This is a genomic window from Mesorhizobium sp. M0598 (assembly GCF_040320865.1).
Classification (GTDB): domain Bacteria; phylum Pseudomonadota; class Alphaproteobacteria; order Rhizobiales; family Rhizobiaceae; genus Mesorhizobium.
Genome location: NZ_JAMYQL010000029.1, coordinates 51,807 through 75,973, shown reverse-complemented (window position 1 = coordinate 75,973; position 24,167 = coordinate 51,807). Strand labels below are relative to the sequence as shown.

The 24,167-nt window shown below is 62.4% G+C and carries 19 protein-coding genes; 8 read left to right on the top strand and 11 right to left on the bottom strand.

Annotated features, from left to right (window positions below):
• Positions 1-66 precede the first annotated feature (66 nt).
• Complete coding sequence (locus tag NKI59_RS27035) at positions 67-2,136, bottom strand: prolyl oligopeptidase family serine peptidase (protein ID WP_352707877.1); 2,070 nt, start codon at positions 2,134-2,136, stop codon at positions 67-69.
• A gap of 95 nt (positions 2,137-2,231) precedes the next feature.
• Complete coding sequence (locus NKI59_RS27030; RefSeq protein WP_352452085.1) at positions 2,232-3,392, bottom strand: MFS transporter; 1,161 nt, start codon at positions 3,390-3,392, stop codon at positions 2,232-2,234.
• A gap of 208 nt (positions 3,393-3,600) precedes the next feature.
• On the opposite strand from NKI59_RS27030, the gene NKI59_RS27025 reads away from it, so the two are divergent.
• The 4 genes from NKI59_RS27025 (at position 3,601) to NKI59_RS27010 (ending at position 10,901) form a co-directional block, all read left to right on the top strand.
• On the top strand, positions 3,601-5,178 hold the full coding sequence (locus NKI59_RS27025) for a trimethylamine methyltransferase family protein (RefSeq protein WP_352707876.1): 1,578 nt from the start codon (positions 3,601-3,603) through the stop codon (positions 5,176-5,178).
• Positions 5,179-5,310: 132 nt separating this feature from the next.
• Positions 5,311-7,896 (top strand): GcvT family protein, encoded by a 2,586-nt coding sequence (locus NKI59_RS27020; RefSeq protein ID WP_352707875.1) that lies wholly within the window; start codon positions 5,311-5,313, stop codon positions 7,894-7,896.
• Positions 7,897-7,984: 88 nt separating this feature from the next.
• On the top strand, positions 7,985-9,562 hold the full coding sequence (locus tag NKI59_RS27015; protein WP_352707874.1) for an ArnT family glycosyltransferase: 1,578 nt from the start codon (positions 7,985-7,987) through the stop codon (positions 9,560-9,562).
• A 25-nt stretch (positions 9,563-9,587) separates the two neighbouring features.
• On the top strand, positions 9,588-10,901 hold the full coding sequence (locus tag NKI59_RS27010; RefSeq protein WP_352707890.1) for a M24 family metallopeptidase: 1,314 nt from the start codon (positions 9,588-9,590) through the stop codon (positions 10,899-10,901).
• A 109-nt stretch (positions 10,902-11,010) separates the two neighbouring features.
• On the opposite strand, the gene NKI59_RS27005 is transcribed toward NKI59_RS27010, so the two are convergent.
• Positions 11,011-11,811, bottom strand: coding sequence for a phosphate/phosphite/phosphonate ABC transporter substrate-binding protein (locus tag NKI59_RS27005; protein WP_352707873.1), 801 nt, complete (start codon positions 11,809-11,811; stop codon positions 11,011-11,013).
• An 83-nt stretch (positions 11,812-11,894) separates the two neighbouring features.
• Positions 11,895-12,905, bottom strand: a complete 1,011-nt coding sequence (locus NKI59_RS27000) for a fatty acid desaturase (RefSeq protein WP_352700440.1) — start codon at positions 12,903-12,905, stop codon at positions 11,895-11,897.
• Positions 12,906-13,133: 228 nt separating this feature from the next.
• Between NKI59_RS27000 and NKI59_RS26995 the strand changes: the two genes are divergently transcribed.
• Both NKI59_RS26995 and bmt read left to right on the top strand, forming a co-directional pair.
• On the top strand, positions 13,134-13,976 hold the full coding sequence (locus tag NKI59_RS26995; RefSeq protein ID WP_352679976.1) for a helix-turn-helix domain-containing protein: 843 nt from the start codon (positions 13,134-13,136) through the stop codon (positions 13,974-13,976).
• A gap of 88 nt (positions 13,977-14,064) precedes the next feature.
• Positions 14,065-15,081 carry a betaine--homocysteine S-methyltransferase gene (bmt, locus tag NKI59_RS26990; RefSeq protein WP_352707872.1) on the top strand — a complete coding sequence of 339 codons (1,017 nt, stop codon included), beginning with the start codon at positions 14,065-14,067 and terminating at the stop codon, positions 15,079-15,081.
• Positions 15,082-15,230: 149 nt separating this feature from the next.
• Here bmt and NKI59_RS26985 read toward each other — a convergent pair whose 3' ends face one another.
• The 5 genes from NKI59_RS26985 to NKI59_RS26965 all read right to left on the bottom strand — a co-directional run bounded on the left by NKI59_RS26985 (position 15,231) and on the right by NKI59_RS26965 (position 21,192).
• Positions 15,231-17,348, bottom strand: coding sequence for a vWA domain-containing protein (locus NKI59_RS26985; RefSeq protein ID WP_352707871.1), 2,118 nt, complete (start codon positions 17,346-17,348; stop codon positions 15,231-15,233).
• Between the two features lie 2 nt (positions 17,349-17,350).
• Complete coding sequence (locus NKI59_RS26980; protein ID WP_352707870.1) at positions 17,351-17,911, bottom strand: RNA polymerase sigma factor; 561 nt, start codon at positions 17,909-17,911, stop codon at positions 17,351-17,353.
• Between the two features lie 68 nt (positions 17,912-17,979).
• Positions 17,980-18,735 carry a dienelactone hydrolase family protein gene (locus NKI59_RS26975; RefSeq protein ID WP_352707869.1) on the bottom strand — a complete coding sequence of 252 codons (756 nt, stop codon included), beginning with the start codon at positions 18,733-18,735 and terminating at the stop codon, positions 17,980-17,982.
• Positions 18,736-18,839: 104 nt separating this feature from the next.
• Positions 18,840-19,511: a hypothetical protein gene (locus NKI59_RS26970; RefSeq protein ID WP_352707868.1), complete on the bottom strand. Its 672-nt coding sequence runs from the start codon at positions 19,509-19,511 to the stop codon at positions 18,840-18,842.
• Positions 19,512-19,617: 106 nt separating this feature from the next.
• Positions 19,618-21,192, bottom strand: a complete 1,575-nt coding sequence (locus NKI59_RS26965; RefSeq protein WP_352452099.1) for a trimethylamine methyltransferase family protein — start codon at positions 21,190-21,192, stop codon at positions 19,618-19,620.
• Between the two features lie 308 nt (positions 21,193-21,500).
• On the opposite strand from NKI59_RS26965, the gene NKI59_RS26960 reads away from it, so the two are divergent.
• Entirely contained in the window at positions 21,501-22,199 is a 699-nt protein-coding gene (locus tag NKI59_RS26960; RefSeq protein WP_023676506.1) for a cobalamin B12-binding domain-containing protein, read from the top strand.
• A gap of 81 nt (positions 22,200-22,280) precedes the next feature.
• Here NKI59_RS26960 and NKI59_RS26955 read toward each other — a convergent pair whose 3' ends face one another.
• A complete protein-coding gene (locus tag NKI59_RS26955) occupies positions 22,281-22,421 on the bottom strand; it encodes an entericidin A/B family lipoprotein (RefSeq protein WP_023676507.1) in 141 nt (46 codons plus the stop codon).
• Positions 22,422-22,485: 64 nt separating this feature from the next.
• On the opposite strand from NKI59_RS26955, the gene NKI59_RS26950 reads away from it, so the two are divergent.
• A complete protein-coding gene (locus NKI59_RS26950; protein WP_352707867.1) occupies positions 22,486-23,115 on the top strand; it encodes a DUF1638 domain-containing protein in 630 nt (209 codons plus the stop codon).
• 8 nt (positions 23,116-23,123) lie between these two features.
• Here the strand turns inward: NKI59_RS26950 and NKI59_RS26945 are convergent, their stop codons facing one another.
• A complete protein-coding gene (locus NKI59_RS26945) occupies positions 23,124-24,050 on the bottom strand; it encodes an NAD-dependent epimerase/dehydratase family protein (protein WP_352707866.1) in 927 nt (308 codons plus the stop codon).
• Between the last annotated feature and the right edge of the window lie 117 nt (positions 24,051-24,167).

The following is a 24,167-nucleotide window of genomic DNA, read 5'->3' as shown; positions in this document are numbered from 1 at the left end:
AGCCATGCATGTACCTTAGGCTGCCTCGAGCCCTCAGTTCAAGCCGTGCCGGTCAAGCGACGCCGGTCAATTGGTGCCAGTCAGGGCCAGCTGCAGGAAGACGTACTTCATCGCCGCCTGTGCGGCCTGCGGCCGCCGGTCGCCGCGTCCACCATGGCCGCCCCCGGTCTCCTCGAAGAACAGCGTCTTGCCGTGGCCGGCCGCCTGCAGCCGTGCCGCCATCTTGCGGGCATGCCCGGGATGGACGCGATCGTCGGCGGTCGAGGTCGTCAGCAACACCGGCGGATAGGCTGCATCCGTGTCTACATGCTGGTAGGGCGAATAGGCGGCGAGCCAGGCTGCCTCTTCCGGCTTCGCCGGATCGCCATACTCGGCCATCCATGACGCGCCGGGCGGCAGCTCGGTGTAACGCAGCATATCGAGCAGCGGCACGTCGATGATCACTGCACCGAACAATTCCGGGTGCTGGGTCAGCGAGACGCCGGTCAGCAAGCCGCCATTCGATCCGCCCTGGATGCCCAGTGTGGCGGGCGTAGCGATGCCGCGTTGGACCAGATCTTGCGCGACCGCGGCGAAATCGTCGAAGGCATTCTGGCGATTGGCCTTGAGCGCCGCCTGATGCCAGTTCGGGCCGAACTCGCCGCCGCCGCGGATGTTGGCCTGTACATAGGCATTGCCCTTCTCCAGCCACAGCCTGCCGCGCACGCCGGCATAGCCGGGCAGCAGCGGCACTTCGAAGCCGCCATAGCCGTAAAGCAATGTCGGCACGGGTCCATGCAAGTCGCGCCTCCTGACGACGAAGTACGGGATCATCGTGCCATCCTTCGAGCGCGCCTCGAACTGTTCGGAGACCAGGGACGACGCATCGAAACGCGCCGGCTGCGACTTCACCGTTGCCAGCCCCGCGGCGTTGTCGTCCGACCAGATGATCGAGCTCGGCGTCAGGAAATCGGTGAAGGAGAAGGAGACGCTGGAACCGAAATGCTCGGCATGGCTGATGCCGACATTGCCGTTTTCGGGCAACGCCACGGGCTTGAACTCCCAGCCGCTGTCGCTGCGCTTGCCGGCGACGACCTTGCCGCGCACATTGTCCATCAAATTGATGAACAGCCGGTCCTGCGTGCGGGCAACACCGGCGATCGAGACACGGTGCGCCGGCTCGAGCACGGTACCGAGGGATCCGAATAGCCCGGTTTCGATCCAGCGCTCGAAATCGAGTGAATAGAGCCCGTCGGGCTTACACAGCGTGCCGTCCGGCGCAGTCCACGGGGTACGCACGCCGAAGACGAGCTGGCCCTTGAACAGCGCTGTATCGGTGACGTCGTCCGGCAACGGGATGCGCCTGTTCTCGCCGGAAGGCAGCCGCAGGAAACTGTGCGAGGCGAAGAAGTCGATGGTCCGGGCGAGGAAGACATGACGCTTGTCGCCGTCGAATTCGACGGACCCGCCGGCGGCAAGATCCTGCTTCAGCGCCTCGAAGATCGGCGTCGCCGCTGCCAGTGGCGTGCCGCGCCGCCAAAGCTTGACCACGCGCGGATAACCGGACTGGGTCTTGTCGTCCTCCTCGAAGGCGGCGGAAACGATAACCGTGTCCTCGTCCAGCCAGCTAAAGCTCGATTTCGAGGCAGGAGCGCGAAAGCCGCCATCGACGAACGATCTGCTTTCGATATCGAATTCGCGCATCTCGCTGGCATCGCCGCCATCCGGCGACAGGTTGAGCAGGCAGCGACTGAAGTCGGGGTAGAGCCGGCTGGCGCCGCTGAACACCCATTTCACCCCCTCTTTCGCCGCCAGACAGTCGAAGTCGATGATCGTCTGCCATTCCGGCTTGTCGGTCTTGTAGGAGGCGACGGTGGTGCGCCGCCAGAGGCCGAGTACGTTCGTCCGGTCCTGCCAGAAATTATAGACATAGCCGTTGATAGCGGCCCCGACGGCGATGTTATCCTCGGCTGTCATCAGGTCGAGCGCCGTCTCGAACGACGTCTGATAGGACGGATCACCCTGGAGCTCCCCGACCGTAACTGCATTTTGGTGATGCACCCAGTCGAGCGCCTGCTTGCCCCTCCTGTCCTCAAGCCAGAGAAACGGGTCTTCGGCCGCCGAACCCGGCTGGCCCTTGGTATTCGATTTGGTCATGAGGTCTCCGGTTGAGTCGGGTGGCGACATAGCCAAGATCGATATGGAGCCGCTTACATTCAAGTCATTCGTCAGAAACGGCGGCTTTCTGGCATTCAGACCATCCGTCTTCGAATGACCGTTACAACTGCCAGCGCCAGGCAAATGGCACCGAGCGTCATTGGCAGGCCGCCGGCGCCAACAACATCCATGGCGCTGCCCGCCAGCGGCGGCACGGCGATGCCGCCGACGCCCCACATCAGCGAGAAGGCGGCGTTGCCGGCGACCAGTGCCGAGCCGGTGAACCGCTCGCCGAGTTCAATGATCGACATCGTGTAAATGCCGTAGGAAACCGCGCCCCAGATGAAGACGCACGGCCATATCAATGGCGTCTCGATGAGAACCGGCAGCAGAACGCATCCAAGCACAGTCACCGATACACAGATGAACCGCACCAGCCGCGCCGTCAGTCGTTCCGCCAGCAGGCCGAGCGGCACCTGCATAGCGATGTTGCCGGCGATCATCACCGACAGCAGCGCCGACATGCGCGCTTCGGCGATGCCGTAATGCGTTCCATAGACCGGCAGCAAGGCGAGCACCGCCTGTTCGAAACCGGCGGCCACGATCACCGCCGATAACAGCAGCCACGCCTGCGGCACGAACCCCAGCACCGAAACGCGGTGCCCGCTCTCGTCGACCTTGGGCAGCCGTGCCAGCACCGAGGCGAGGCAGGCGCCGCAAAACAGGAATGCGGCGATGCCGACGAGAAACGGCGGCCATCCCTCGGTGCCGACCGCAAGCAGGCACAGCGGCCCCGCCGCAAAGCCCGCCGAAATGATGGTCGAATAGATGCCCATGACGCGGCCACGGCGTGTCGGCGGCGCCAGTGCGATCACCCAGACTTCGCTCAGCACGTAGAGCGGGTTGGTGACGGCGCCGATCAAAAAGCGCAGCGGAAACCACAGATAGACATTTTGCGTCCAGCCGATCAGCGCCAGCACCAGCGCGGAAAGTGCCGCGCAAGTAAGCGCGGTGCGCCCTGCCCCGAAACGGCGCGCCAGCGCCGGAACCAACGGCGAGGAGACGATGAAGCCGATCGGCGTCATTGCCGCCGACAGGCCGATCATGGCCGGCGAGACGCCCTGGCGCTGCAGGATGAAGCTCAACAGCGGATAGCTCAGCCCTTGCGCGATGGCGAACACCGAGACGGTGGCGATCACGCCGGTGATCGCCGCCCATTGCACTGTCTCGCCGCTGTCCTGTTCCGCCCGGTCCATGATGCAGGACTAGCGTTTCGCTTTCATCGCGGTAAGCACCGGCAACGAAAACCGCTTGCGCCAGCCGGAAGAGGTAAGAGCCTGACGATCCCGCCGGCTGCCCTTCAGGCATGTCGCTTCCCTCGTCCTAGTGGTCGCCGCCTCCGCAATGGCTGGCCGGCCGGCAGTCCATTATGCCGCCGCATTGCCGCAGCGTACGAGGACTATCATGACCGCCGCCCTTCAGCCCGCCGAACCTGCATTGGCAAACGACCGCGCCCGTCGCGGCGGCCGCGCGGGAAAGCGTGCCGGCGGATCGGCGGCGTTCGAGCAGCCGCCGTTTCGGCAGTTGAAGAACCCGCTGGCGCCGACCCGGCTGGTTTCCGACGACGAGCTGGAATCTATCCACCTCGCCTCTCTGCGCGTGCTGCGGGAAATCGGCGTCGACGTGCTGCATGACGAAGCCCGGCGCATTATGAAGGCGCATGGCGCCGATGTCCGCGAAGGCAGCGAGCGGGTGCGCTTCGACAGTGACATGATCCTGGAACTGGTTGCGCACTGCCCGCCGGAGTTCACCATCCACGCCCGCAACCCAGCGCACAACGTGCGCTTTGGTGGCGATAATCTGATCATCTCGATGATGGCGTCGGCACCCAATTGCTCAGACGTCGACCGCGGCCGCCGGCCAGGCAACCAGCAGGACTACCGCAACTTCCTCAAGCTTGCGCAGATGCACAACATATTGAACTGCACGGGCGGCTATCCGGTCGAGCCGATCGACATCCATCCGTCCGTCCGCCACCTTGAATGCATCCGTGACCTCGCCACGCTGACCGACAAGATGTTCCACATCTATTCGCTCGGCAAGGAGCGCAACGTCGACGGCATCGAGATCACCAGGATCGCACGTGGCATCAGCCATGAGCAGTTGCTTGCAGAGCCGTCGGTATTCACCATCATCAACACCAATTCGCCGCTCAAGCTCGACGTGCCGATGATGGAAGGCATCATCCAGATGTCGAGCAAGGGCCAGGTGGTCATCGTGACGCCGTTCACCCTGTCCGGCGCTATGGCGCCGGTGACGATTGCCGGCGCGCTGGTGCAACAGAATGCCGAGGCGCTGTCCGGCATCGCCTTCGCGCAGATGGTGCGCAAGGGCGCGCCTGTCGGCTACGGCGGCTTCACCTCGAATGTCGACATGAAGTCCGGCGCGCCGGCCTTCGGCACGCCGGAATATATGAAGGCGCAGCTGGTCGGTGGGCAACTCGCCCGCCGCTACAACATCCCCTACCGCACCTCCAACACCTGCGCAGCCAACACGGTCGACGCGCAGGCCGCCTATGAAAGCGTGTTCTCGCTGTGGGGCGCCATCCAGGGCGGCGGCAATCTGATGATGCATGCCGCCGGCTGGCTCGAAGGCGGCCTGCGCTGCTCCTATGAGAAGACCATCCTCGATATAGACCTGTTGCAGATGGTCGCCGAGTTCCTGACGCCGCTCGATCTTTCCGAGGAAGCACTCGGTTTCGACGCCATACAGTCCGTCGGCCCCGGCGGCCATTTCTTCGGCACCCAGCACACGCAGGACCGCTACAAGACCGCGTTCTATGCGCCTATTATCTCGGACTGGCGCAATTTCGAGAGTTGGACGGAGGCCGGGTCGCCGACGGCACTCGAAAAGGCCAATCGCGTCTGGAAGGAACGGCTGGCGTCCTATGAAGAGCCCTACATGGATCCGGCAATCCGGGAGGAGCTCAACGCTTTCGTCGACAAGCGCCGGGCCGAAGGCGGCGCGCCGACCGATTTTTGATCATCTGATGAGTAGTCGACCCCCACTCCGTCTTGATGGCAGGCTGGCTGGAAACATCGCTGTATCCGATCTCCGCTTTGTTTTCGCGCCCCGCTAACTCGATTCAATCTCTTCAAAAACGGATCTATCTTCATGAAATCTCATGCAAAAGCGGTTGTCATCGGCGGCGGGGTCGTTGGCTGCTCGGTGCTCTATCATCTGGCCAAGGCTGGCTGGACCGACATCATGCTGATCGAGCGTTCGGAGCTCACTTCCGGCTCGTCCTGGCATGCGGCGGGCGGCTTCCATACGCTGAACGGCGATCCCAACGTCGCCAAGCTGCAGGCCTATACGGTGCAGCTTTACAAGGAGATCGAGGAGATTTCCGGCCAATCCTGCTCGCTGCACCTGACCGGCGGCGTGATGATGGCCGACACGCCCGAGCGCATGGACTTCTTGCGGCTCGCCCACGCCAAGGGCCGCTATCTCGGCATGGACACCGAACTGATCACGCCGTCCGAAGCCAAGGCGATGTTCCCGCTGATGGACGAGACGAATTTCGTCGGCGCCATGTGGGATCCAGTCGAGGGCCATCTCGACCCTTCCGGCACCACCCATGCGTATGCCAAGGCCGCCAGGAAGCTAGGCGCCGAGATCGTACTGCGCAACCGCGTCGTGGAACTGACGCAGGAGGTCGACGGCACCTGGAACGTCGTCACTGAGCAAGGCACAGTCAAAGCCGAGCATGTGGTCAACTGCGGCGGCCTGTGGGCGCGCGAGATCGGTCGCATGGTCGGCGTCGAACTGCCGGTGCTGGCCATGGAGCACATGTATCTCCTGACCGAGCCGATGCCGGAGGTCGAGGAATTCAACAAGTCGACCGGCCGCGAGATGATTGGCGTGCTCGATTTCAAGGGCGAGATCTATACCCGCCAGGAACGCAACGGCATCCTGCTCGGCACCTATGAAAAGGCCTGCAAGCCGTGGTCGCCGGTCAACACGCCCTGGGATTTCGGCCACGAGCTGCTGCAGCCCGACATCGACCGCATCGCGCCGTCGCTCGAGATCGGCTTCAAGCATTTCCCCGGCATCGAAAAGGCCGGCATCAAGCAGATCATCAACGGCCCCTTCACCTTCGCGCTGGACGGCAACCCGCTGGTCGGCCCGGTGCAGGGCTTGACCAATTTCTGGTGCGCCTGCGCCGTCATGGCCGGCTTCAGCCAGGGCGGCGGCGTCGGCCTGGCGTTGTCGAACTGGATGGTCCACGGTGACCCAGGCTTCGACGTCTGGGGCATGGACGTTGCGCGCTTCGGCGAATGGGCAACGCTGCGGTATACCAACGCAAAGGTCCGCGAAAATTATTCGCGCCGTTTCTCCATCCGCTTTCCCAACGAGGAATTACCGGCGGCAAGACCAGCGCAGACGACCCCGCTTTACGACACCATGCTCGCCAACAACGCCGTCATGGGCGACAGCTGGGGTCTCGAAACCCCGCTCTGGTTCGCGCCGAGAGGCTCGGAGCCGAAGGACGTTGTGTCCTTCCACCGCTCCAATGATTTCGGCCCGATCGGCGAGGAAGTGCGCGCCACCCGCGAGAAGGTCGGCGTCACGGAGATCGCCAACTTCGCCAAATACGAAGTCTCCGGACCAGGGACCGAGGACTTCCTCAACCGTCTGATGACCAATCGCATGCCGAAGACCGGCCGCATCGTGCTGACGCCCATGCTGAACGAGTTCGGCCGGCTGATCGGGGACTTCACCATCGCCAAGGCGAGCCCAAGGGGTGGGGAAGAACGCTTCATGATATGGGGTTCTTCGGCAGCGCAAAAATACCACATGCGCTGGTTCGAGAAGCATCTGCCGAAGGACGGAAGCATCCGCATCCACCGCTTCGACCAGACGCTGGTCGGTCTCTCCATCGCCGGGCCGAAATCCCGCGACCTGCTGCAGAAACTGGTCGATGTCGACATCTCGACCAAGGCCTTCCGCTTTATGGATTTCCGCGAAATGGCGGTCGGCGGCGCGCCCTGCATGGTCAATCGCATCACCTACACCGGCGACCTCGGCTACGAGATATGGATGGCGCCTGCCTACCAGCGCCTGGTCTACAAGGCGATCAAGGAGGCTGGCGAAGAGTTTGGGCTTGTCGATTTCGGCATGCGGGCTTTGCTCTCTATGCGCCTTGAGAAGAACTTCCCGACCTGGTTCCGCGAGTTACGTCCGATCTACGGACCGTTCGAAGGCTCGATGGACCGCTTCATCAAGCTAGAGAAGAACGACTTCATCGGCCGGGAAGCAGCGGCCAAGGAACGGGCAGAAGGGCCGAAACTGCGCCGTGTCTCCTTCATCGTCGATGCCGCGGATGCAGACGTCATGGGCGACGAGCCGATCTGGGCCAAGGTCGGCGGCAAGGATTACGGCACCGTGGAAAAGCCGCATGGCTATGGCGCGCCGCGCTTCGACGCGGGCGGCAAGGAAGTGCGTGGCTCGAACGCCGCCGAAGGCGCGTCTGCCGTGCGCGGCATTGTCGACGGCGACTGGCGCGTGGTCGGCTGGATCACCTCCGGCGGCTATGCGCATTATGTCGAGAAGTCGATGGCGCAAGGCTATGTACCGGCAGCGCTTGCCGAGAACGAGAGCGCCGGCCTGTTCGAGATCGAAATCCTCGGGCACCGGCGTCCCGCACGCATCAATGTCGAACCGCCCTTCGACCCGAGCGGCGAAAAGATGAGGACGTAGGCGCAGCCAGCCGGTCGCATTGTGCGGAGCACACTCTTCATGCTAGCGCAGCCGGCAACACTCTGCTGGCAAATGCGATGAGATTTCATTGAAGTACAATCTGAGATGGGCCGAGTGGCTGGCCGAGGGACGGATCGGCCCCTTCCCGGCGGCGATCGTCATGGTCGCGGCTTACTTTGCCTTGCAGACCATCATACTGTCCCTGTTGAGCTCTTGGGCGGGAACCGGCGTCGGCATCGATGATGCGGAGCAACTGATCTATGTTCCGTATCTCTGGGCTGGATATGGCGGCTCGCAACCACCCCTGTACACCTGGATCAACTGGCTGGCCGCGCATGTTTTCGGCACCAGTATCTTCACGCTAAAGCTCGTCAAATACTCCGTGCTGTTCCTTGCCGCCTGCAGCGTGTTCGCCGCCATGCGGCGGTTCGGCTACACCAAAGCGACAGCGGCGGCGGCCATGTTCGGCCTGTTTACGGTCCCGCAGATCGTCTGGGAATCGCAGCGCGCCTTGTCGCATTCCGTCGCCGTCGTCGGCTTCTGCTCGCTGCTCCTGCTGGCCATGGCCTATCTTCTCGAGCGGCGAAGCATGATCGCCTATGCGGCGTTTGGCCTGGGCACCGCGGCGGCAATTCTTGCCAAATATAATGATGTCTTCCTCGTGGTGGCCCTTGTTGCGGCCGCGCTGTCGCTGCGCGAATGGCGCAGCGCGATCCTTGATTCGAAGTTCGCCATCAGCATAGCGGTCGCGATATTGCTGCTGGCGCCGACCACCTATTGGAGCCTCATTCATCCTGCCGATTTGTTGTCGAGAGGCGAGAAGTTCGGAATAGACACCGAACAAGGGCGCATGGCGGCGGCCTTTGTCGGCGCCGGCAAGTTTATCATGGGCACCTTCAATTTCGCGGTCTTGCCGGTGCTCGTTTCCGCCCTGGCTTTCTGGCTGGCGAAGTTCCGTTTCTCGGAGCGGCACCCGAAAGGTCCGGCCCGGGAAATTCTGTTGTGGCGTACCTTGGCGCTCGGCTTGGCCATGCTGGCAATACTTGTACTTGCCACCGGCGTGACGGTGGTCAAGGACCGCTGGCTGCTGCCCGTCCTGTTCATGTTGCCGCTGGCCATCGTCGCCACTATGGAACGGCTGGCGCCGCGTGGCAGGAATGCGCAGCTCCTGGTAATCGCGGCTGGAGCGATCATCGCCGTGCTGCTCGCACCGGCCACCTGGTACGTCCAGATAAACGGGACCAGTGGCCTCTCGCGGATGATCCGCGTGGATTACCCCGCCCTCTATCGCCAACTGACTGCGGACGGACCGGTCAAAACCGCAATATCTGATGGTGCATGGGTCGGAAACCTGCGGTTGGTCGACGAAAAACTGGTCGCACTTGACCAGGAAGTGCCTAATTTCGAAACGCTGATGCAGGAGCCGGCCGTACTCGTCTGGCTTGACCGAGACGATCCGCGTCCGGTCATTTTGGAGCAGCTCAAAGCGGCCGGCTATGAGCCGGACGGCCAACCACGGCAAATGATGGTTCCGCTGTTGCGCGACACCGGCAAGTCCGCCCGGGCCGGCGCCTATGTAAGATTGAAGAGAATGGCGGTGGGAGAAGCCACGTCGCCCAAGGAAGGCGTTAGCGGAGGAGCCGAGGGTGGACAGGAACCCGACTGACCGGCCCCGTCATCACCGCAAGATCATGCCGTTCGAGCCGGACGGCTCGAACGATGTACTGCACAAAAAATCGCGGCTGAAGGCCGCTGAACTCAACCAGCATGCGCTGGGCTATGGAGCGCTGGCGGAAGCCGAATGGCAGGCGGCGGGCATTGCTGCTCCTGATCTGCCCGCCATGCGCCGATACCGGCTCGAGCGCATCCGCGCCGAGCTGAAGCGCCGCGACTATGCGGGAGCCCTGCTCTACGATCCGGTCAACATCCGCTACGCAACGGATGCGACCAACATGCAGCTCTGGGTCGCACACAATCGGACCAGGCATTGTTTCGTCGCCACCGATGGCCCGGTGGTGCTGTTCGACTATTTCTCCTGCGAGCACCTTTCCGATCATTCCGGCGTCGTCGACGAGGTGCGGCCGGCGGTGTCATGGGCTTATCTGTACAGCGGCGAGCTGACCGGCCAAAAAGCCCGCCGCTGGGCAGCCGGCATCGCCGACCTGGTATTGGAACATGGCGGCGGCAATCGCCGCATCGCAGTCGACCACATCAATCCCGAGGGCATCGAAGAGCTCGCCCGCCTCGGCATCTCGACCGGCAATGGCGAGGCGGTGATGGAAAATGCGCGGCTGATCAAATCGCCCGACGAAATCCTTGCCATGCGCCGGGCGATCGCCGCTTGCGAGGCGGCAATGGGCGAGATGGAGAAGGCGCTGAGGCCTGGCATTTCCGAGAACGAATTGTGGGCCGAACTCCATCGCGGCAACATCGCGCGCGGCGGCGAATGGATCGAAACCCGGCTCCTGTCGTCGGGCCCGCGCACCAATCCATGGTTCCAGGAGTGTTCGTCGCGGACGATCGAGGCCGGCGAGCTCGTCGCTTTCGACACCGACCTGATCGGTCCTTACGGCTTCTGCGCCGACCTTTCGCGCACCTGGCTTTGCGGTGACGCGCCGCCGTCGCAGGAGCAGCGCGACCTGTTCCGCATCGCCGCCGACCAGATCGCCCACAACACGGAGCTGATGCGGCCGGGCATATCGTTCCGCGACCTCGTCGAGGGCTCGTCAGTGCCACCGGGAGACTGCTTCCCGGCCCGTTACGGGGTGCTCTATCACGGCGTCGGCCTTGCCGACGAATACCCGACTTTGCCGCATGCTAGCGACTGGACCGACGACACACCGGACGGAGTGCTCGAACCTGGCATGGTGCTGTGCGTCGAGAGCTATATCGGTCGGCTTGGCGGCTACGAAGGCGTCAAGATCGAAGAACAGATCCTGATCACTGAAACCGGCTACGAGAAGCTTTCGACCTACCCGCTCGACAATCGGCTGCTTGGCGGCTGAGCGACGCTAATGCATGTCGCGCAAAAGTGTGCAGCGGCTTTGCGATAACGACATGCATAAAACAAGAATCTAAAGCGCGTCGCATGAGGCCGACCGAACGCGACGCGCTTTACGTGAGCGCCGCGATCGCCTCGCGCATCGCGGCGACGATCGTTTCCGGCGTCGTCCTGGCGGTGATGAACGGCAAGCCTTTGCGCCGCCTTGTCCAGCCGACGACCGTCACCTTCTGCGCCGCCGGCTCGAAACGCTGCGCCAGCGCCCAGCTCTCGCAATCGATCGCCGCGACGTCCGCCCTGCCCTCGGCAACGGCAACGATCGAAGCACGGTGCCCACAGCTTTCGCTCAGCGCGGAAAAGATATCCAAACTCTCGCCCAATGCTTGCAGGTCGCGGGCTGGCGCGATGATGCCCGACATGGAATCGAGGCTGTTGAAGGTGAAGCGCTTGCTGCGAAGCTGATCGAGCGGAATGACGGCACCGCCGTCGGCCGGCGCCCTTGCCGGCGGTGCCTCGCCCGCCCTCATGACGATGGCGCTCGAATAGAGTTCGCCCTGTCCACCCTCGAAGGCGTCGTAACGCGGCTGGCCGATGAGCTGGACACGCTGCGACAGGCCAAGTTCCATCGGTCCCCAGCAGGTTTGTGCAAAGAGCAGCGCCGGATGCAGCCAGAGCTGGTGAAAATCCAGTTCGTCCGGCGACAATGTCGCCGGATCGGGCGCGATGGGTTTTCCCTGATCATCGCGAATACCGCCAGGTACGGGGGGCAAATCGCCGGTGCGGCGGATGATCGTCTCCGGCGCATCGATGCCTTTTTGTCTGAAAGCATCGCGCAGCCGCGCCCATTGCGCGTCGACATCGTCCCGCGCTTCCGGCCAGTCGTACATCGGCAAAGCCGCAATGAATTCGCTCATGCCGGGATTTGACCGTTATGCGGGGAAATTGACAAGGTCAGGAAAGCGTCGTCCGCGCGGCACCGCCTGCAACAACGCAAGAATCATTCTTTCGGCGGCTCGGCGGGTACCGGTGCGCTGCCAAGCCCATTGAGGCTGCGTGCCCTGACGCGCGGCTTGAATGCGCGTCCTGGTTCCGGCATGCGCCGCAGCACGGGATGGACGACCGGCTCCTTCGCCTTGAAGGCATAGGCCTTGAGCAGCGCGAAATAGTTCGGATAGGCGTAGCCATTGTTCATCCGCAGCCATTCGTCGCGGCGGTCGCGAAACACCTTCGGCAGCCTGTACCAGGCCACCGTCGGGCTCTTGTGATGGACGAAATGCAGATTGTTGTTGAGGAACAGGAAGGACAGCGGCGAGCGCTCGACGATGATCGTGCGGCCTTCCGGATGTTCAGACCATTGGTGCTCGGCGTAGGTGCGGATCGAAATCAGCGACTGCCCAAGCCACACCGGCACCAGTATGTAGAGCCATAACGGCATGCCGAAGCCGAACTGCACGACAGGCAGCACCACGACGAGGCCGATCGCGTGCAGCAGCCACGCCTTGCGGATGGAATTGTCGCCCGCGGCAACCTGCCTGGCGTCGTCGATGAAAAAGCCGATGCAGGAAAGCCACGGGCCCAGCACCAAACGCCCGATCATCGTGTTGTTGACCTTCAGCAGGAATTTCATCGCCGACGGCAGCTCCTCGTGCTGCCAGAGCGCCTTGTAATAGCTTTCGGGATCGTCGAGCGGATCGGTCAGGCGCTCGTCTGCATGGTGGCGCAGATGAATGGTCTTGAACCGGCGAAACGGCCAGACAAGGCCAATCGGCAGGAACACAAAGGCTTCGTTGAGCCGCGCATTCCGGGTTGGGTGGCCGTGCAGGACCTCGTGCATCAGCGAGGATTGTAGCGCCGCAATCAGGGTCAGAAAGGCGAGTGCCAGCAGCGGGTAGGATGGCCAGAGCAGGAAGCCGGTAGCGAGCCAGCCGCCGTAGCAGAGAAGAGCGAGAAATACGGTCGGCCATTCGATGGTCGCTGCGCCGTGTCGCCTGTTGCCCATGCTCGTCATGCTATCGACCACTGCCTTCCAGTCGCCGGAACCCGTTTGATTCCTGACAACATTGTGTCAGGAGCGTTGCGTCGGCGCAACGCGATAAAGCGCACAACCTGTTGCGATTGCGCATTTTCAGCTGCATATGTTATGTATTGTAAACAACCAACAGGATTCATTTACGCCTGAAGCCCGCGTTCACGCCTTTCAGCGCAAATTTTTCCTCCTATTGAATGGGGTGGCGATTTGGACAAGCGCAACCTGTCGACGATCTTTCGCGAGCGCCTGAAAATGCTCTTGACAAGGTCCGATTTGAACCAATCAGCCTTCGCCGCCGCGGTTGGCATCGACCGTTCGGCACTGTCGCAGCTGCTCTCCGGCGCCTCGACCCGCCTTCCCCGCGCCGAAACGCTGCTCAACATCGCCGCCGAATTCAAAGTCTCGCTCGACTGGCTGCTCGGCCTCAGCCACGACGAGGGTGTTACCGGCGAAATCCGCGAGAGCCTTGAGATCGAGGAGGCACCGGACGGCTTCGACCGCACGCTGCTGGCTCGCTGGCATGCCGAGGCGGCGGGAACGAAAATCCGCTACGTGCCGGCCGGCATTCCCGACCTTCTGCGCACCGAGGCGCTTGTCGACTACGAAGCCGTCATCGCCAACAAGAGCCGCGAGGCACAGGCCGGCGAAACGCAGTACCGCATCGACTACAACCGACGGCCCGAAACCGACATGGAAGTCTGTATGCCGCGCCACACGCTGGAGATCTTCGCGCGCGGGCTGGGCGTGTGGGACCGCTTTCCGGAGGCCGACCGCCACCAGCAGCTCCTGCACATGGCGACGCTGCTCGACGACCTCTATCCCACCTTCCGCCTGTTTCTCTATGACGGGCGGATGCGCTATTCGATCCCATACACCATCTTTGGACCCTATCGCGCCGCCATTTACGTCGGCGACATGTATCTGGTGCTGAACGCCACGCAGCCGATCCGCATCCTGACCAGCCATTTCGACAATCTGATCCGTGCCGCGGACGTCAACGCGCATGAAGCGGCCAGCTTCACACGAAAGCTGGCGGAGATGCGATTTTGACCGGTTGCTCTACGTGCCGACATTGACGGCACATAAAGAATTCTTTATATCCTTATCTCAGTTATTCTTCCGGGAAGGCGTATTTCACATGACCAATCCGATCGACGCTCTGCTTGCCGAAAAGGGCGTCCTGCTCGCCGATGGCGCCACCGGCACCAATCTGTTCGCCATGGGCCTTGAGGCCGGAGAGGCTCCCGAGCTCTTGAACGAGACCGCGCCCGACACCATCACCAGCCTGCACCAGAACTTTGTCGATGCCGGCGCCGACATCATCCTGACCAACTCTTTTGGCGGCACCCGCCATCGGCTCAAGCTGCACCACGCGCAGGACCGGGTCTATGCGCTGAACAAGCGCGCGGCCGAGATCGCACGCGCCGTCGCCGGCAACGCTGGCCGCAAGGTGATCGTGGCCGGCTCCGTCGGCCCGACCGGCGAGCTGCTGGTGCCGCTCGGCGCCATAACCTATGACGAGGCGGTCGAAGCCTTTGCCGAGCAGATTGAAGGGCTGAAGGCCGGCGGCGCCGAAGTCGCCTGGATCGAAACCATGTCGGCGCCTGACGAAATCCGCGCCGCCGCCGAAGCCGCCATCCGCGTCGGCCTGCCCTATACCTATACCGGCTCCTTCGACACCGCCGGCCGCACCATGATGGGACTGCTGCCGAAGGACATCCACGCCGTCGTCGATGGCCTGTCGCAGACACCGCTCGGTGTCGGCGCCAATTGCGGTGTCGGCGCCTCCGACATTCTCGCGTCGCTGCTCGACATGACCGAGGCGAAGCCGGAAGCAACGGTGATCGTCAAGGGCAATTGCGGCATTCCCGAATTTCGCGGCGCCGAGATCTACTATTCCGGCACACCCGAGCTGATGGCCGACTATGTGCGCCTCGCCGTCGATGCCGGCGCCAAAATCGTCGGCGGCTGCTGCGGCACCTCGTTCCAGCACCTTGCCGCCATGCGCAAGGCGCTCGATGCGCACACCAAGTCGGATCGCCCGACCGTCGAGCAGATCGTCGAACGCATTGGCCCGATGCGCAACAAGCAGGCTACGGTCAACGTCGCCGAGACCAGCGAAGCCCGCCGCGAGCGGCGCCGCGGACGCGCCTGACGCTTTCGTCTGCGACATGGTCCGCGCGAAGCAGTGCGGCCGCGAAAAAAGGCCGGCAAGGTTTCCCTCGCCGGCCTGCCTCACCCGCCCGTAGGCCGGCTCCCCCTATCAGAACGATCCCATCTGAAAGAAACCGGCCGTCATTGCCACTACCGGTTACCGCCGAGCGCCGAGGCAAGGCGCACAAGCGAGAGGAACTCGGACCGGTATCCAAACGGGTCGGCTCCTCTGGCGGCGGTGGCAATCTCCATGATCTTGTCGTAGCCGAACTTCGCGGTCGCATCCTCGTCGCGCAGCTTCTGGCCGAAGGCAGCAACGGCAACGGAGAAACGCTGGTCGGTGCTGGCCTGGTCGAACGACGCCACCTCGTTGGCTGACGTTACCGGCGTGGTGATCAGCTTCGAGGTGTCCTCGTTCGGCAGCTTGTAGCGAATCTTGACGAAAGCATATTCGTCGGCATTGGCGACACCGCCATTGTTCACCGAGGCCTGGCCGTAGCGCAGCTGGTCGATCTGTTCGCCGCCGCTGCCCTTAGGCGTGATCTCGTAGATCGCGGTGACTGAATGACCTGAGCCGATCTCGCCGGCATCGACCCGGTCATTGTTGAAATCCTCTCGGTTCAGGGCGCGGGTTTCGTAGCCAATCAGCCGGTACTCCGAGACCTTGTTCGGGTTGAACTCGACCTGGATCTTCACGTCCTTGGCGATGGTGAACAGTGTCGAGGAGGCATCCTCGACCAGCACCTTCTCGGCCTCCGCCAACGTATCGATGTAGGCAGCAGTGCCATTGCCGTTCTGGGCGATGGTCTGCATCATCTGGTCGTTCAGATTGTCGCGGCCGAAGCCGAACACCGACAGGAATACGCCTGTCTTGCGCTCCTTTTCGATCAGCCGCTTCAGGTCGTCGTCGTCGGTCTGGCCGACATTGAAGCCGCCATCGGTGGCGAGCATCACCCGATTGATGCCGTCCTTGACGAAGGATTTCTGCGCCAGCCTGTAGGCTTCCTTGATGCCGGCCTCGCCTGCCGTCGAGCCGCCGGATGTCAGCTTGTCGATGGCAGCGAGGATCTTGTCCTTTTCCGAAGCCTTGGTGGGCTCCAGCACGGTACCGGCATCGCCCGCATAGGTGACGATCGAGACGGTGTCGTCAGGTCTCAGCTTGTTGACCAGCAGCCGGAAGGCCGACTGCAGGAGCGGCAGCTTGTCCTGCTCGTTCATCGAGCCCGACACATCGATCAGGAAGACCAGATTGGCCCTGGGCTGCTCGGCCGGCTTCACGTCGAAACCCTTGATGGCGACATGCATCAGCCTGGTGTGCTCGTTCCACGGCGTCGGCATGACGCTGACGGTCGAGTTGAACGGCGTCGAGGCGGAGTCCGGTCCCTTCCAGGCATAAGGGAAGTAGTTGATCATCTCCTCGACGCGAACCGTGTCGGCCTGCGGGATAAAGCCTTCCTTCAGCGAGCGCCGGACGAAGGAATAGGAAGCGGTGTCGACATCGATCGAGAAGGTCGAGACCGGGTCTTCAAGTGCGGCATGCACCGGGTTGGTCTTGAAATTCTCGACGCGGTCGCGGTTTTCCTCTTGCGGCAGCATCTGGTCGGCCGGCGCAGCGGCGGGCTGCTGTGCCATCAGCTTGGACTCGGCAACCGTGCCAGGCATGCGTCCGACCCGCGCGCCGCCATCGACTGCCGGAGCCGCGGAGCTTGCACCCCCATCCAGCGCGAACTCGCCGCTCTGCGCCGGTTCAGGTGCATTGCGGCTGAGCACATCCTGCTGCGTCAGCCCGCCGACTGCGGTCGATTCCGCCTTCGGCGGCGATGTCGGCGCCACAAGCGCCTCGCCGGTGTCGCGGCTTTCACGGTCGGCGTCCGCCTTCTTCTGCTTGTCCGCTTCGGCAACGACCGGCGGTTTGACGGTCGCCGGTTTGTCAGCCAGCGTTTCGGTGATCTTATCCCCGCCGAATTCGGGCCCGCCGAATTTGGATTCCCCAAGCATGTAGATGGTAGCGTATCCGGCGATCGGCAGGGCAACGAGCCCGGCAATGGCCGGCGTGGCGAAGAGTTTCTTTTGCATGATTTCGCTCCAGAGCCTTTGTGCTCGCTCTGTGAGACGAAGCCCGCTCACCGATCCTTGGGCGCCCGGCAAAGTTTTTTCTTCCATGTCATAGGCGCGCAGCGCAGCCTGGAGGGCACGCGCCTTTGCGTCCGAGTCCGGCGCCGGTGCTGCGATGTCGCGTAGTCTGTTGAGTTCGTTGTCGTCGACCATGGTCACACTTCCCCGGCTGAACGCATCAGCGTCTTCAGCCGTTTCTTCGCTTCATGGATGTGCCAGGAAACCGTTGTCTCCGAGATCGCCATCGCCTCGGCGGCGGCGGAGTGGCTCAGCCCTTCGCCATAAACCAGCAGCACCGCATCGCGCTGCTTGTCCGGCAGCTTGCGCACCGCTGCCCAGAGCGCCTCGGCCGGGTCTTCCGGCTCAGACGAGATTTCCCCCGAAATCAGCGCATAGGCGCCATAGGCCTCGGTCTTGACCGTCTCGCGGGCGGTCTTGCGCATCATGTCGCGCGCCGCATTCAGCGTCATGGTGTAGAGCCACGTCGTGAAGGCACCGCTGCCGTGATAGTCGCGGATCGCCCGCCCGAGCCGGACGCAGACTTCCTGGGCGATGTCCTCGGCGTCGGCCTTTTTCCCGCACCAACGATAGGCGGCGCGATAGACGAAACCATAGTGCCTTTCGAGCAACTTGCCGAAAGCACCCCGGTCTCCGCCCTTCGCCCGTCCGATCAGTTCGGCGTCGGAGGCTTCGCTTTCGTCCAGCATCATCGCCATCATTTGCCTGTTGGACGAAGGCTAATGGCGGTTCCTTGGGGCGATGGAAAGAATTTTTTGGCGGGCGGTCACGTCGTAATGGTTGGCGTGCCTTGGCCGAGCGTCTCCGCAAACAGCGTCGTCAGCCGCTTCCAGTGGCGTTCGGCGCCGGCTGCATCGAAGGCACTGTGGTCCGGCATGCACCAGCCATGCGCCATGCCGGCATAGTTCTCTATGACATGATCGACCTCGGCGGCGCGCAGTGTTTCGGCCAGCCGCGCCGATTGCTCCGGCGGAAAGCTGCGGTCGACACCGGCGGTGCCGATATAGACCCTTGCCTTGACCGAGGCGGCCTTCCGATGCGGACTGTCGGCTGCGTCACCAGCCAGATTGCCGCCGTGAAAACTGGCCGCGGCGGCGATGCGATCGGGATAGCTGGCCGCGGCGTTCAGCGCCCGCGCTCCGCCCATGCAATAGCCGACAATGCCGACCGGCCCGGTTAGGCCCTGGGCAGCGAGCACATCGAGGAAAGCGCCGCTGTCGCGGATCGTCATCTCCTGGGTCGTGCCGCCGAGGAGACCTGTGATGGCGGCCTTGCTCCTCTCGTCGCCGAACGCAGTCTTGGGATCGAACGGACCGTAGGGCGCATTGCGGTAAAAGAGGTCCGGCACAAGCACCGCATAGCCTTCGTCGGTAAGCCTTTCCGCCATTTGGTCGAGCGCCGGTCGCGGACCGAAAACGTCCATGTAGAGGATGATCGCTGCCTTGGCTGGGGCCGCCGAACGGAACAGCCGGGCCTTGGCAATGCCGTCGCTTGTCTTGATCTGCATCGCTTGCGTGGCCATCATCCGCTCCGTTGATCTGACGTGCGATAGATACCCGCGGTGGCCGTCGCCGCAAGCTGTAGTAAGGCGATCTGCTTCAAGATTTCGTGCGGAATTCGGCGACGCTACAGACGCGCAAATGCTGCCATGTGAAAGGCCTGAACCTCGGACGGATAGCGATAATCGGTGCCGTAGGGACAGGCGTTGCGATCAAGACAGCCGCCGGTTCGGCAAGGCGCGCCGTTTTGCCCGAGCACATGGGCCAGACAGGTTTCATGTGCAAAACCATTCGCAGAATAAGCCTCGACCGGACAGGATTTCAGGCAAGGTTTTTCCAAACATGTATCGCAAAGGTGAATTACGTCGTGGGGTTCTTGGAGCGCAATCTCATTTTCGAACAGCAGCGCGCCGCGATAGGCATGCCAGAGCCCATATTTCGGATGCATGAGAATGCCGAGCGGCGACGGCTTCAGCCCCTCCGCACGCATCGCCCATTGCTGGAATGGCAGATAAGGCCTGTCGGACGGCGACACCGCGCGTGCCCCGAATCTTTCGGCCACCGCGCCGATCACTTCGCGAGACCATCTGTCGAGCGGATCGTCGATCGGCTGTGACTGTCTCTCCAGCCAGCGCAGGAAGTGCGGCCAAGGTGCGGCGCCCGCCTGCCCCACCAGCAGAACGGATCTGGCGGCAGCGCCGGAGAGACCGGAAGGTGTTTCCTCACCGCCCGCAAAATCGAAGCCGCCGCGAAGCATAAGGCCGTGGGCGGAAAGCGCAGCCGCGATGGTTTCGATCATGCTGCGCTCGGGATCATCCCTTCTTGTCCGGGTCGGAGAAGGCACTCCGCCAGACTTCCTTGTGGATGATGTTGGCGACTTTAGCCCCGCCTGATTCGGGCTCCTTTCAGGTGAAGGCGTCGGCCATCGACGCCTTCTTCCTGGCAATGAAGTCCTTCAGCCCGTCGTCGATACCCTGATCGAGATGCGGCGCCTCGTAGCTTTCCAGCCAGCGGCGGGCGAGCTCGTTGGCGCGCTGCGGCGCGGTTTTTTCGCCTTCCGCCAGCCATTGCTCGTAAGAATTGTTGTCGGCAATGTTGGAACGGTAGAACGCGGTCTGGAAATTGGCCTGGGTGTGGTCGCAGCCGAGATAGTGGCTGCCCGGGCCGACCTGGCGGATGGCATCCATCGCCTGGCCGTTTTCCGACAGGTCGACACCCTCGGAGAACTTCTGCGTCATGCCGAGCTGGTCGATGTCCATCATGAACTTTTCGTAGCAGGAGGCGAGACCGCCCTCGAGCCAGCCGGCCGAATGCAGCACGAAGTTGGTGCCGGCGAGGATCGTCGAGTTCAGCGTGTTGGCGCTCTCGTAGGCGGCCTGCGCATCGGGGATTTTTGAAGCACAGAGCGAACCGCCGGTGCGAAACGGCAGGCCGAGCCGACGGGCAAGCTGTGCGGCGCCATACGAGACCAGCGACGGCTCCGGCGTGCCGAAGGTCGGCGCGCCCGACTGCATCGAGATCGACGAGGCGAAGGTGCCGAACAGCACCGGCGCACCCGGCCGGATCAGCTGCGTGAACGACGCGCCGGCCAGCACTTCGGCCAAAACCTGCGTCAGTGTACCGGCGACCGTCACCGGGCTCATCGCACCGGCAAGGATGAACGGCGTGACGATGCAGGCTTGGTTGTGGCGCGAATAGACCTTCAGCGCTCCCAGCATGGTCTCGTCGAAAACCATCGGCGAGTTGGCGTTGATCAGGCTGGTCAGCACCGTGTTGTTCTCGACGAAATCGTCACCGAACACGATCTTGGCCATTGCCACCGTATCTTCAGCGCGCTCGGGCGCGGTCACCGAGCCCATGAACGGCTTGTCTGAATATTTGATATGGCTGTAGACCATGTCGAGATGGCGCTTGTTGACCGGCACGTCGACCGGCTCGCAGACCGTGCCGCCGGAATGGTGGATCGACGGCGCCATATAGGCGAGTTTCACGAAATTCCGGAAATCCTCGATCGTTGCATAGCGCCTGACGCCGTCGAGATCGCGCACGAAGGGCGGTCCATAGACCGGCGCGAACACTGTCGCGTTGCCGCCGATCTGCACCGAGCGCTCGCCGTTGCGGGCGTGCTGGGTATAGACGGACGGAGCGGTCTTCAACAGCGAGCGGCAGAGGCCCTTGGGGAAATGCACCCGCTCGCCCTTGACGTCGGCGCCCGCCTCTTTCCAAAGCTGCAGCGCCTCGGCGTCGTCGCGGAAGATGATGCCGATCTCCTCCAGCACGGTGTCGGTGTTCTTTTCGATCAGCGCCAGCCCTTCCTCGTCCAGCACTTCATAGACGTTGATCTTGCGCTTGATATAGGTGAGCTGTGTGCCGGGGCCGCCGCCCGAACGCGCAGCCCGTCGGGCTGCGGCGCCACCGCTGGCAGCGCGCCCGCGCCGTGCGTTTGACGCTTCCTGATCGACCGGCGCGTTCTCACTCATAATCGTTCTTCCCTGGCTTTCGTTCTGGCCTGATTTACTCCGGCCTGGCTCTTGCACCGGCCTGAAATCCGTTTGCGGCCGCATATTGCGGTCTCTGGCCGGATCGTAGCCATGCACCCTATTCGAAACGGCCCGCCAGCGCCAACGCCTGTCGCAAAATCGACAAGAATTCCAAGAGATTTACGGTCGCTTTCGTTTTGCGGGAAGTCGCAAATCAGCTATGGACAACCGGCCCGTGCGGGTTAGGTATTGACGCGATATTTTTAAGCTGCCGCAACAGTTGTAGCCGGCAAGGAGCCTGAGAAAAAATGGCCGACGACGAGATCATCCTTTCGGAACTCTCCGACGACGAGTTGGTGCAGCAGATGCACGACGATCTTTATGACGGGTTGAAGGAAGAAATCGAGGAAGGCACCAATATCCTTCTCGAGCGCGGCTGGGCGCCTTACAAGGTGTTAACCGAGGCTCTGGTCGAGGGCATGCGCATCGTCGGCGAGGACTTCCGCGACGGCATCCTGTTCGTTCCCGAAGTGCTGCTGTCGGCCAACGCGATGAAGGCCGGCATGTTCATCCTGCGTCCGCTGCTTGTCGCCACCGGCGCGCCGAAGCAGGGCAAGATGGTGATCGGCACCGTCAAGGGCGACATCCATGACATCGGCAAGAATCTGGTCGGCATGATGATGGAAGGCGCCGGCTTCGATGTCATCGACCTGGGCATCAACAATGCGGTCGAAAAATATCTCGATGCCATCGAAAAGCACCAGCCCGACATCATCGGCATGTCGGCGCTGCTGACGACGACCATGCCTTACATGAAAGTCGTCATCGATACGATGAAGGAAAAGGGCATTCGCGATGACTATGTCGTGCTGGTCGGCGGCGCACCGCTCAACGAGGAATTCGGCAAAGCCGTCGGCGCCGACGCCTATTGCCGCGACGCCGCGGTGGCGGTCGAGACCGCCAAGGACTTCATGAAGCGCAAGCACAACGTCCGCGCTTCGGCCTGAGCCAATAAGTCCGGCACCAACGAGAAAAGCCGCGCCTTGCAGTGCGGCTTTTTTATTCCCAAATGTTTAGAGCCGTGCGGATCAGGGTTTCTTGACGGTATCGTCAACAGCCTTCGCAGTGGATTTGATATCCTTACCGACGCCGCGCACCGTGTTGGCGCAGGCCGAAACAGCCAAGGCGCAGGCGAGAATAGCGATTGGCGCGACGCGGAACAATTTCATGAATGGTGTCTCCCTCAGGATATAAATTCGCTGGACAGCAACGAAGATGGATTAGACTGGTTCCATGACTACCGCGCGAAAACAACAATCCGATCAAGGCGACAGGCTGCTCGTCATCGCCTGCGGGATGATTGCGCGCGAAGTTTTGGCGGTCAAGGAGCAGCTCGGGCTCGACCATCTCGACCTGACCTGCCTGCCGGCGGAGTTCCATTTCTATCCGGACCGCATCGCGCCGGCCATGGACAAGGCTATCGAGAAGGCCAAGACCGACGGCTACAGCCACATATTCGTCGGCTATGCCGATTGCGGCACGGGTGGCTTGCTCGATCGGATCTGCGAGAAGCATGGCGTCGAGCGCATGGCCGGGCCGCATTGCTTTGCTTTCTACCAGGGCATGGATGCCTATGCGAAGGTCGCCGATGACGACATGATGTCGTTCTACATGACCGATTTCCTCTGCCGGCAATTCGATGCCTTCTTCATGAAGCCGCTCGGTCTGGACAAGCACCCGGAGCTGATCAAGGACTATTTCGGCAACTACGAGAAGCTGATCTATATCGCTCAGACCGACGACCCGGAACTCGACAAGGTCGCCGAAAAGGCGGCGAAAATGCTCGGCCTCGCCTATGAGCGGCGCTCGACCGGCTATGGTGACCTGACGAAGGAACTGGCCAGCGCTGCAATCCTGGCTTGACGATATTTCTAGGCAAAGCGTTCTTCAGCTTCAAGCCCGGCGAGCACATCTGCAAAGCTCGTCTTGCAGACGAAACCCAGCCGGTCCCTAGCCCGCGACGCATCATAGACCCGGTCGATCGACGAAAACATCGTCCAGCCTTTCTTCGTGTAGAGTGCCGGATAATCCGGAAAATAGCGCGCGACGACCGACGGCGCGTCGGCGATCAAGGCCGCGCAATCTTCGGGCTGGAAAGGCGTCGGTGCCGAGATGATGAAAGTCTCGAAGCCCAATTGCGGCCCTTTCTCCAGGGCAGCGATGTGGGCGTCGGCTGCGTCCTCCACCGTCAGCCGGCGGAACAACAGCTCATTGGCCTTGGTGTTGGCATCCGACTGTTCGATCACGTGCGCCGTGTCGTCCGCCTCGGGAAAAAACCGGGCGGTGCGCAACACGATCACCGGCAGGCCGAACTGCAAATGATAGAGCCGGCAGAGCTGTTCGGCTGAAAGCTTGGTGACGCCGTAGATGTTGCGCGGTTCAGGCGACATGTCTTCCGTCAGCCATGCCGCCTTGCGCGCCCCGCCGGTGAAGCCGGTGGTGCGTATGGACTCGGAAATCATCAGCGATGTCGTCGACGTAAACACGAAGCGCTGAACGCCAAAAGCTGCTGCCGCATCGAGCAGGTTGAGCGTGCCGCGCACATTCGTCTCGACGAAATCCTCGTTGCGATGACGTTCGATGTCAGGCTTGTGCAGCGCGCCGCTATGGATGATGGCCTCGATGCGGTTCTCCTCGACCGCCCTCATGACCAGGTCGCGATCGGCGACAGAGCCGACGATTCGCGTTTCCGAGGATGGGACGGGATCGAGGCCGGTGACGTCATGACCAAGAGCCCGCAGCCGCGGCGCCAAGGCGCTGCCCAGCCAACCGGACGATCCCGTCAGCAAGATCCGCATTCTTTCCACCTCGTTTCTGCTGTCGATGCTCAGCCACGGATGACAGAACGCGGCGAAACATTAAGGTATGCGCCAGACAAGAAAACAGCCTGCTCCAGCCATCAAAAGGGAAACGCC

Bases quoted from the DNA above. Each gene is read 5' to 3' on its own strand.
- NKI59_RS26970 (WP_352707868.1), bottom strand. From the start codon at position 19,511: ATGATCGAAACCATCGCGGCTGCGCTTTCCGCCCACGGCCTTATGCTT.
- NKI59_RS26975 (WP_352707869.1), bottom strand. From the start codon at position 18,735: ATGGCCACGCAAGCGATGCAGATCAAGACAAGCGACGGCATTGCCAAG.
- NKI59_RS26980 (WP_352707870.1), bottom strand. From the start codon at position 17,911: ATGGCGATGATGCTGGACGAAAGCGAAGCCTCCGACGCCGAACTGATC.
- NKI59_RS26985 (WP_352707871.1), bottom strand. From the start codon at position 17,348: ATGGTCGACGACAACGAACTCAACAGACTACGCGACATCGCAGCACCG.
- NKI59_RS26945 (WP_352707866.1), bottom strand. From the start codon at position 24,050: ATGCGGATCTTGCTGACGGGATCGTCCGGTTGGCTGGGCAGCGCCTTG.
- NKI59_RS27025 (WP_352707876.1), top strand. From the start codon at position 3,601: ATGACCGCCGCCCTTCAGCCCGCCGAACCTGCATTGGCAAACGACCGC.
- NKI59_RS27035 (WP_352707877.1), bottom strand. From the start codon at position 2,136: ATGACCAAATCGAATACCAAGGGCCAGCCGGGTTCGGCGGCCGAAGAC.
- NKI59_RS26955 (WP_023676507.1), bottom strand. From the start codon at position 22,421: ATGAAATTGTTCCGCGTCGCGCCAATCGCTATTCTCGCCTGCGCCTTG.
- NKI59_RS27030 (WP_352452085.1), bottom strand. From the start codon at position 3,392: ATGGACCGGGCGGAACAGGACAGCGGCGAGACAGTGCAATGGGCGGCG.
- NKI59_RS27010 (WP_352707890.1), top strand. From the start codon at position 9,588: ATGCCGTTCGAGCCGGACGGCTCGAACGATGTACTGCACAAAAAATCG.
- NKI59_RS27020 (WP_352707875.1), top strand. From the start codon at position 5,311: ATGAAATCTCATGCAAAAGCGGTTGTCATCGGCGGCGGGGTCGTTGGC.
- NKI59_RS27005 (WP_352707873.1), bottom strand. From the start codon at position 11,811: ATGAGCGAATTCATTGCGGCTTTGCCGATGTACGACTGGCCGGAAGCG.
- NKI59_RS27000 (WP_352700440.1), bottom strand. From the start codon at position 12,905: ATGACGAGCATGGGCAACAGGCGACACGGCGCAGCGACCATCGAATGG.
- NKI59_RS26950 (WP_352707867.1), top strand. From the start codon at position 22,486: ATGACTACCGCGCGAAAACAACAATCCGATCAAGGCGACAGGCTGCTC.
- bmt (WP_352707872.1), top strand. From the start codon at position 14,065: ATGACCAATCCGATCGACGCTCTGCTTGCCGAAAAGGGCGTCCTGCTC.
- NKI59_RS26960 (WP_023676506.1), top strand. From the start codon at position 21,501: ATGGCCGACGACGAGATCATCCTTTCGGAACTCTCCGACGACGAGTTG.
- NKI59_RS26965 (WP_352452099.1), bottom strand. From the start codon at position 21,192: ATGAGTGAGAACGCGCCGGTCGATCAGGAAGCGTCAAACGCACGGCGC.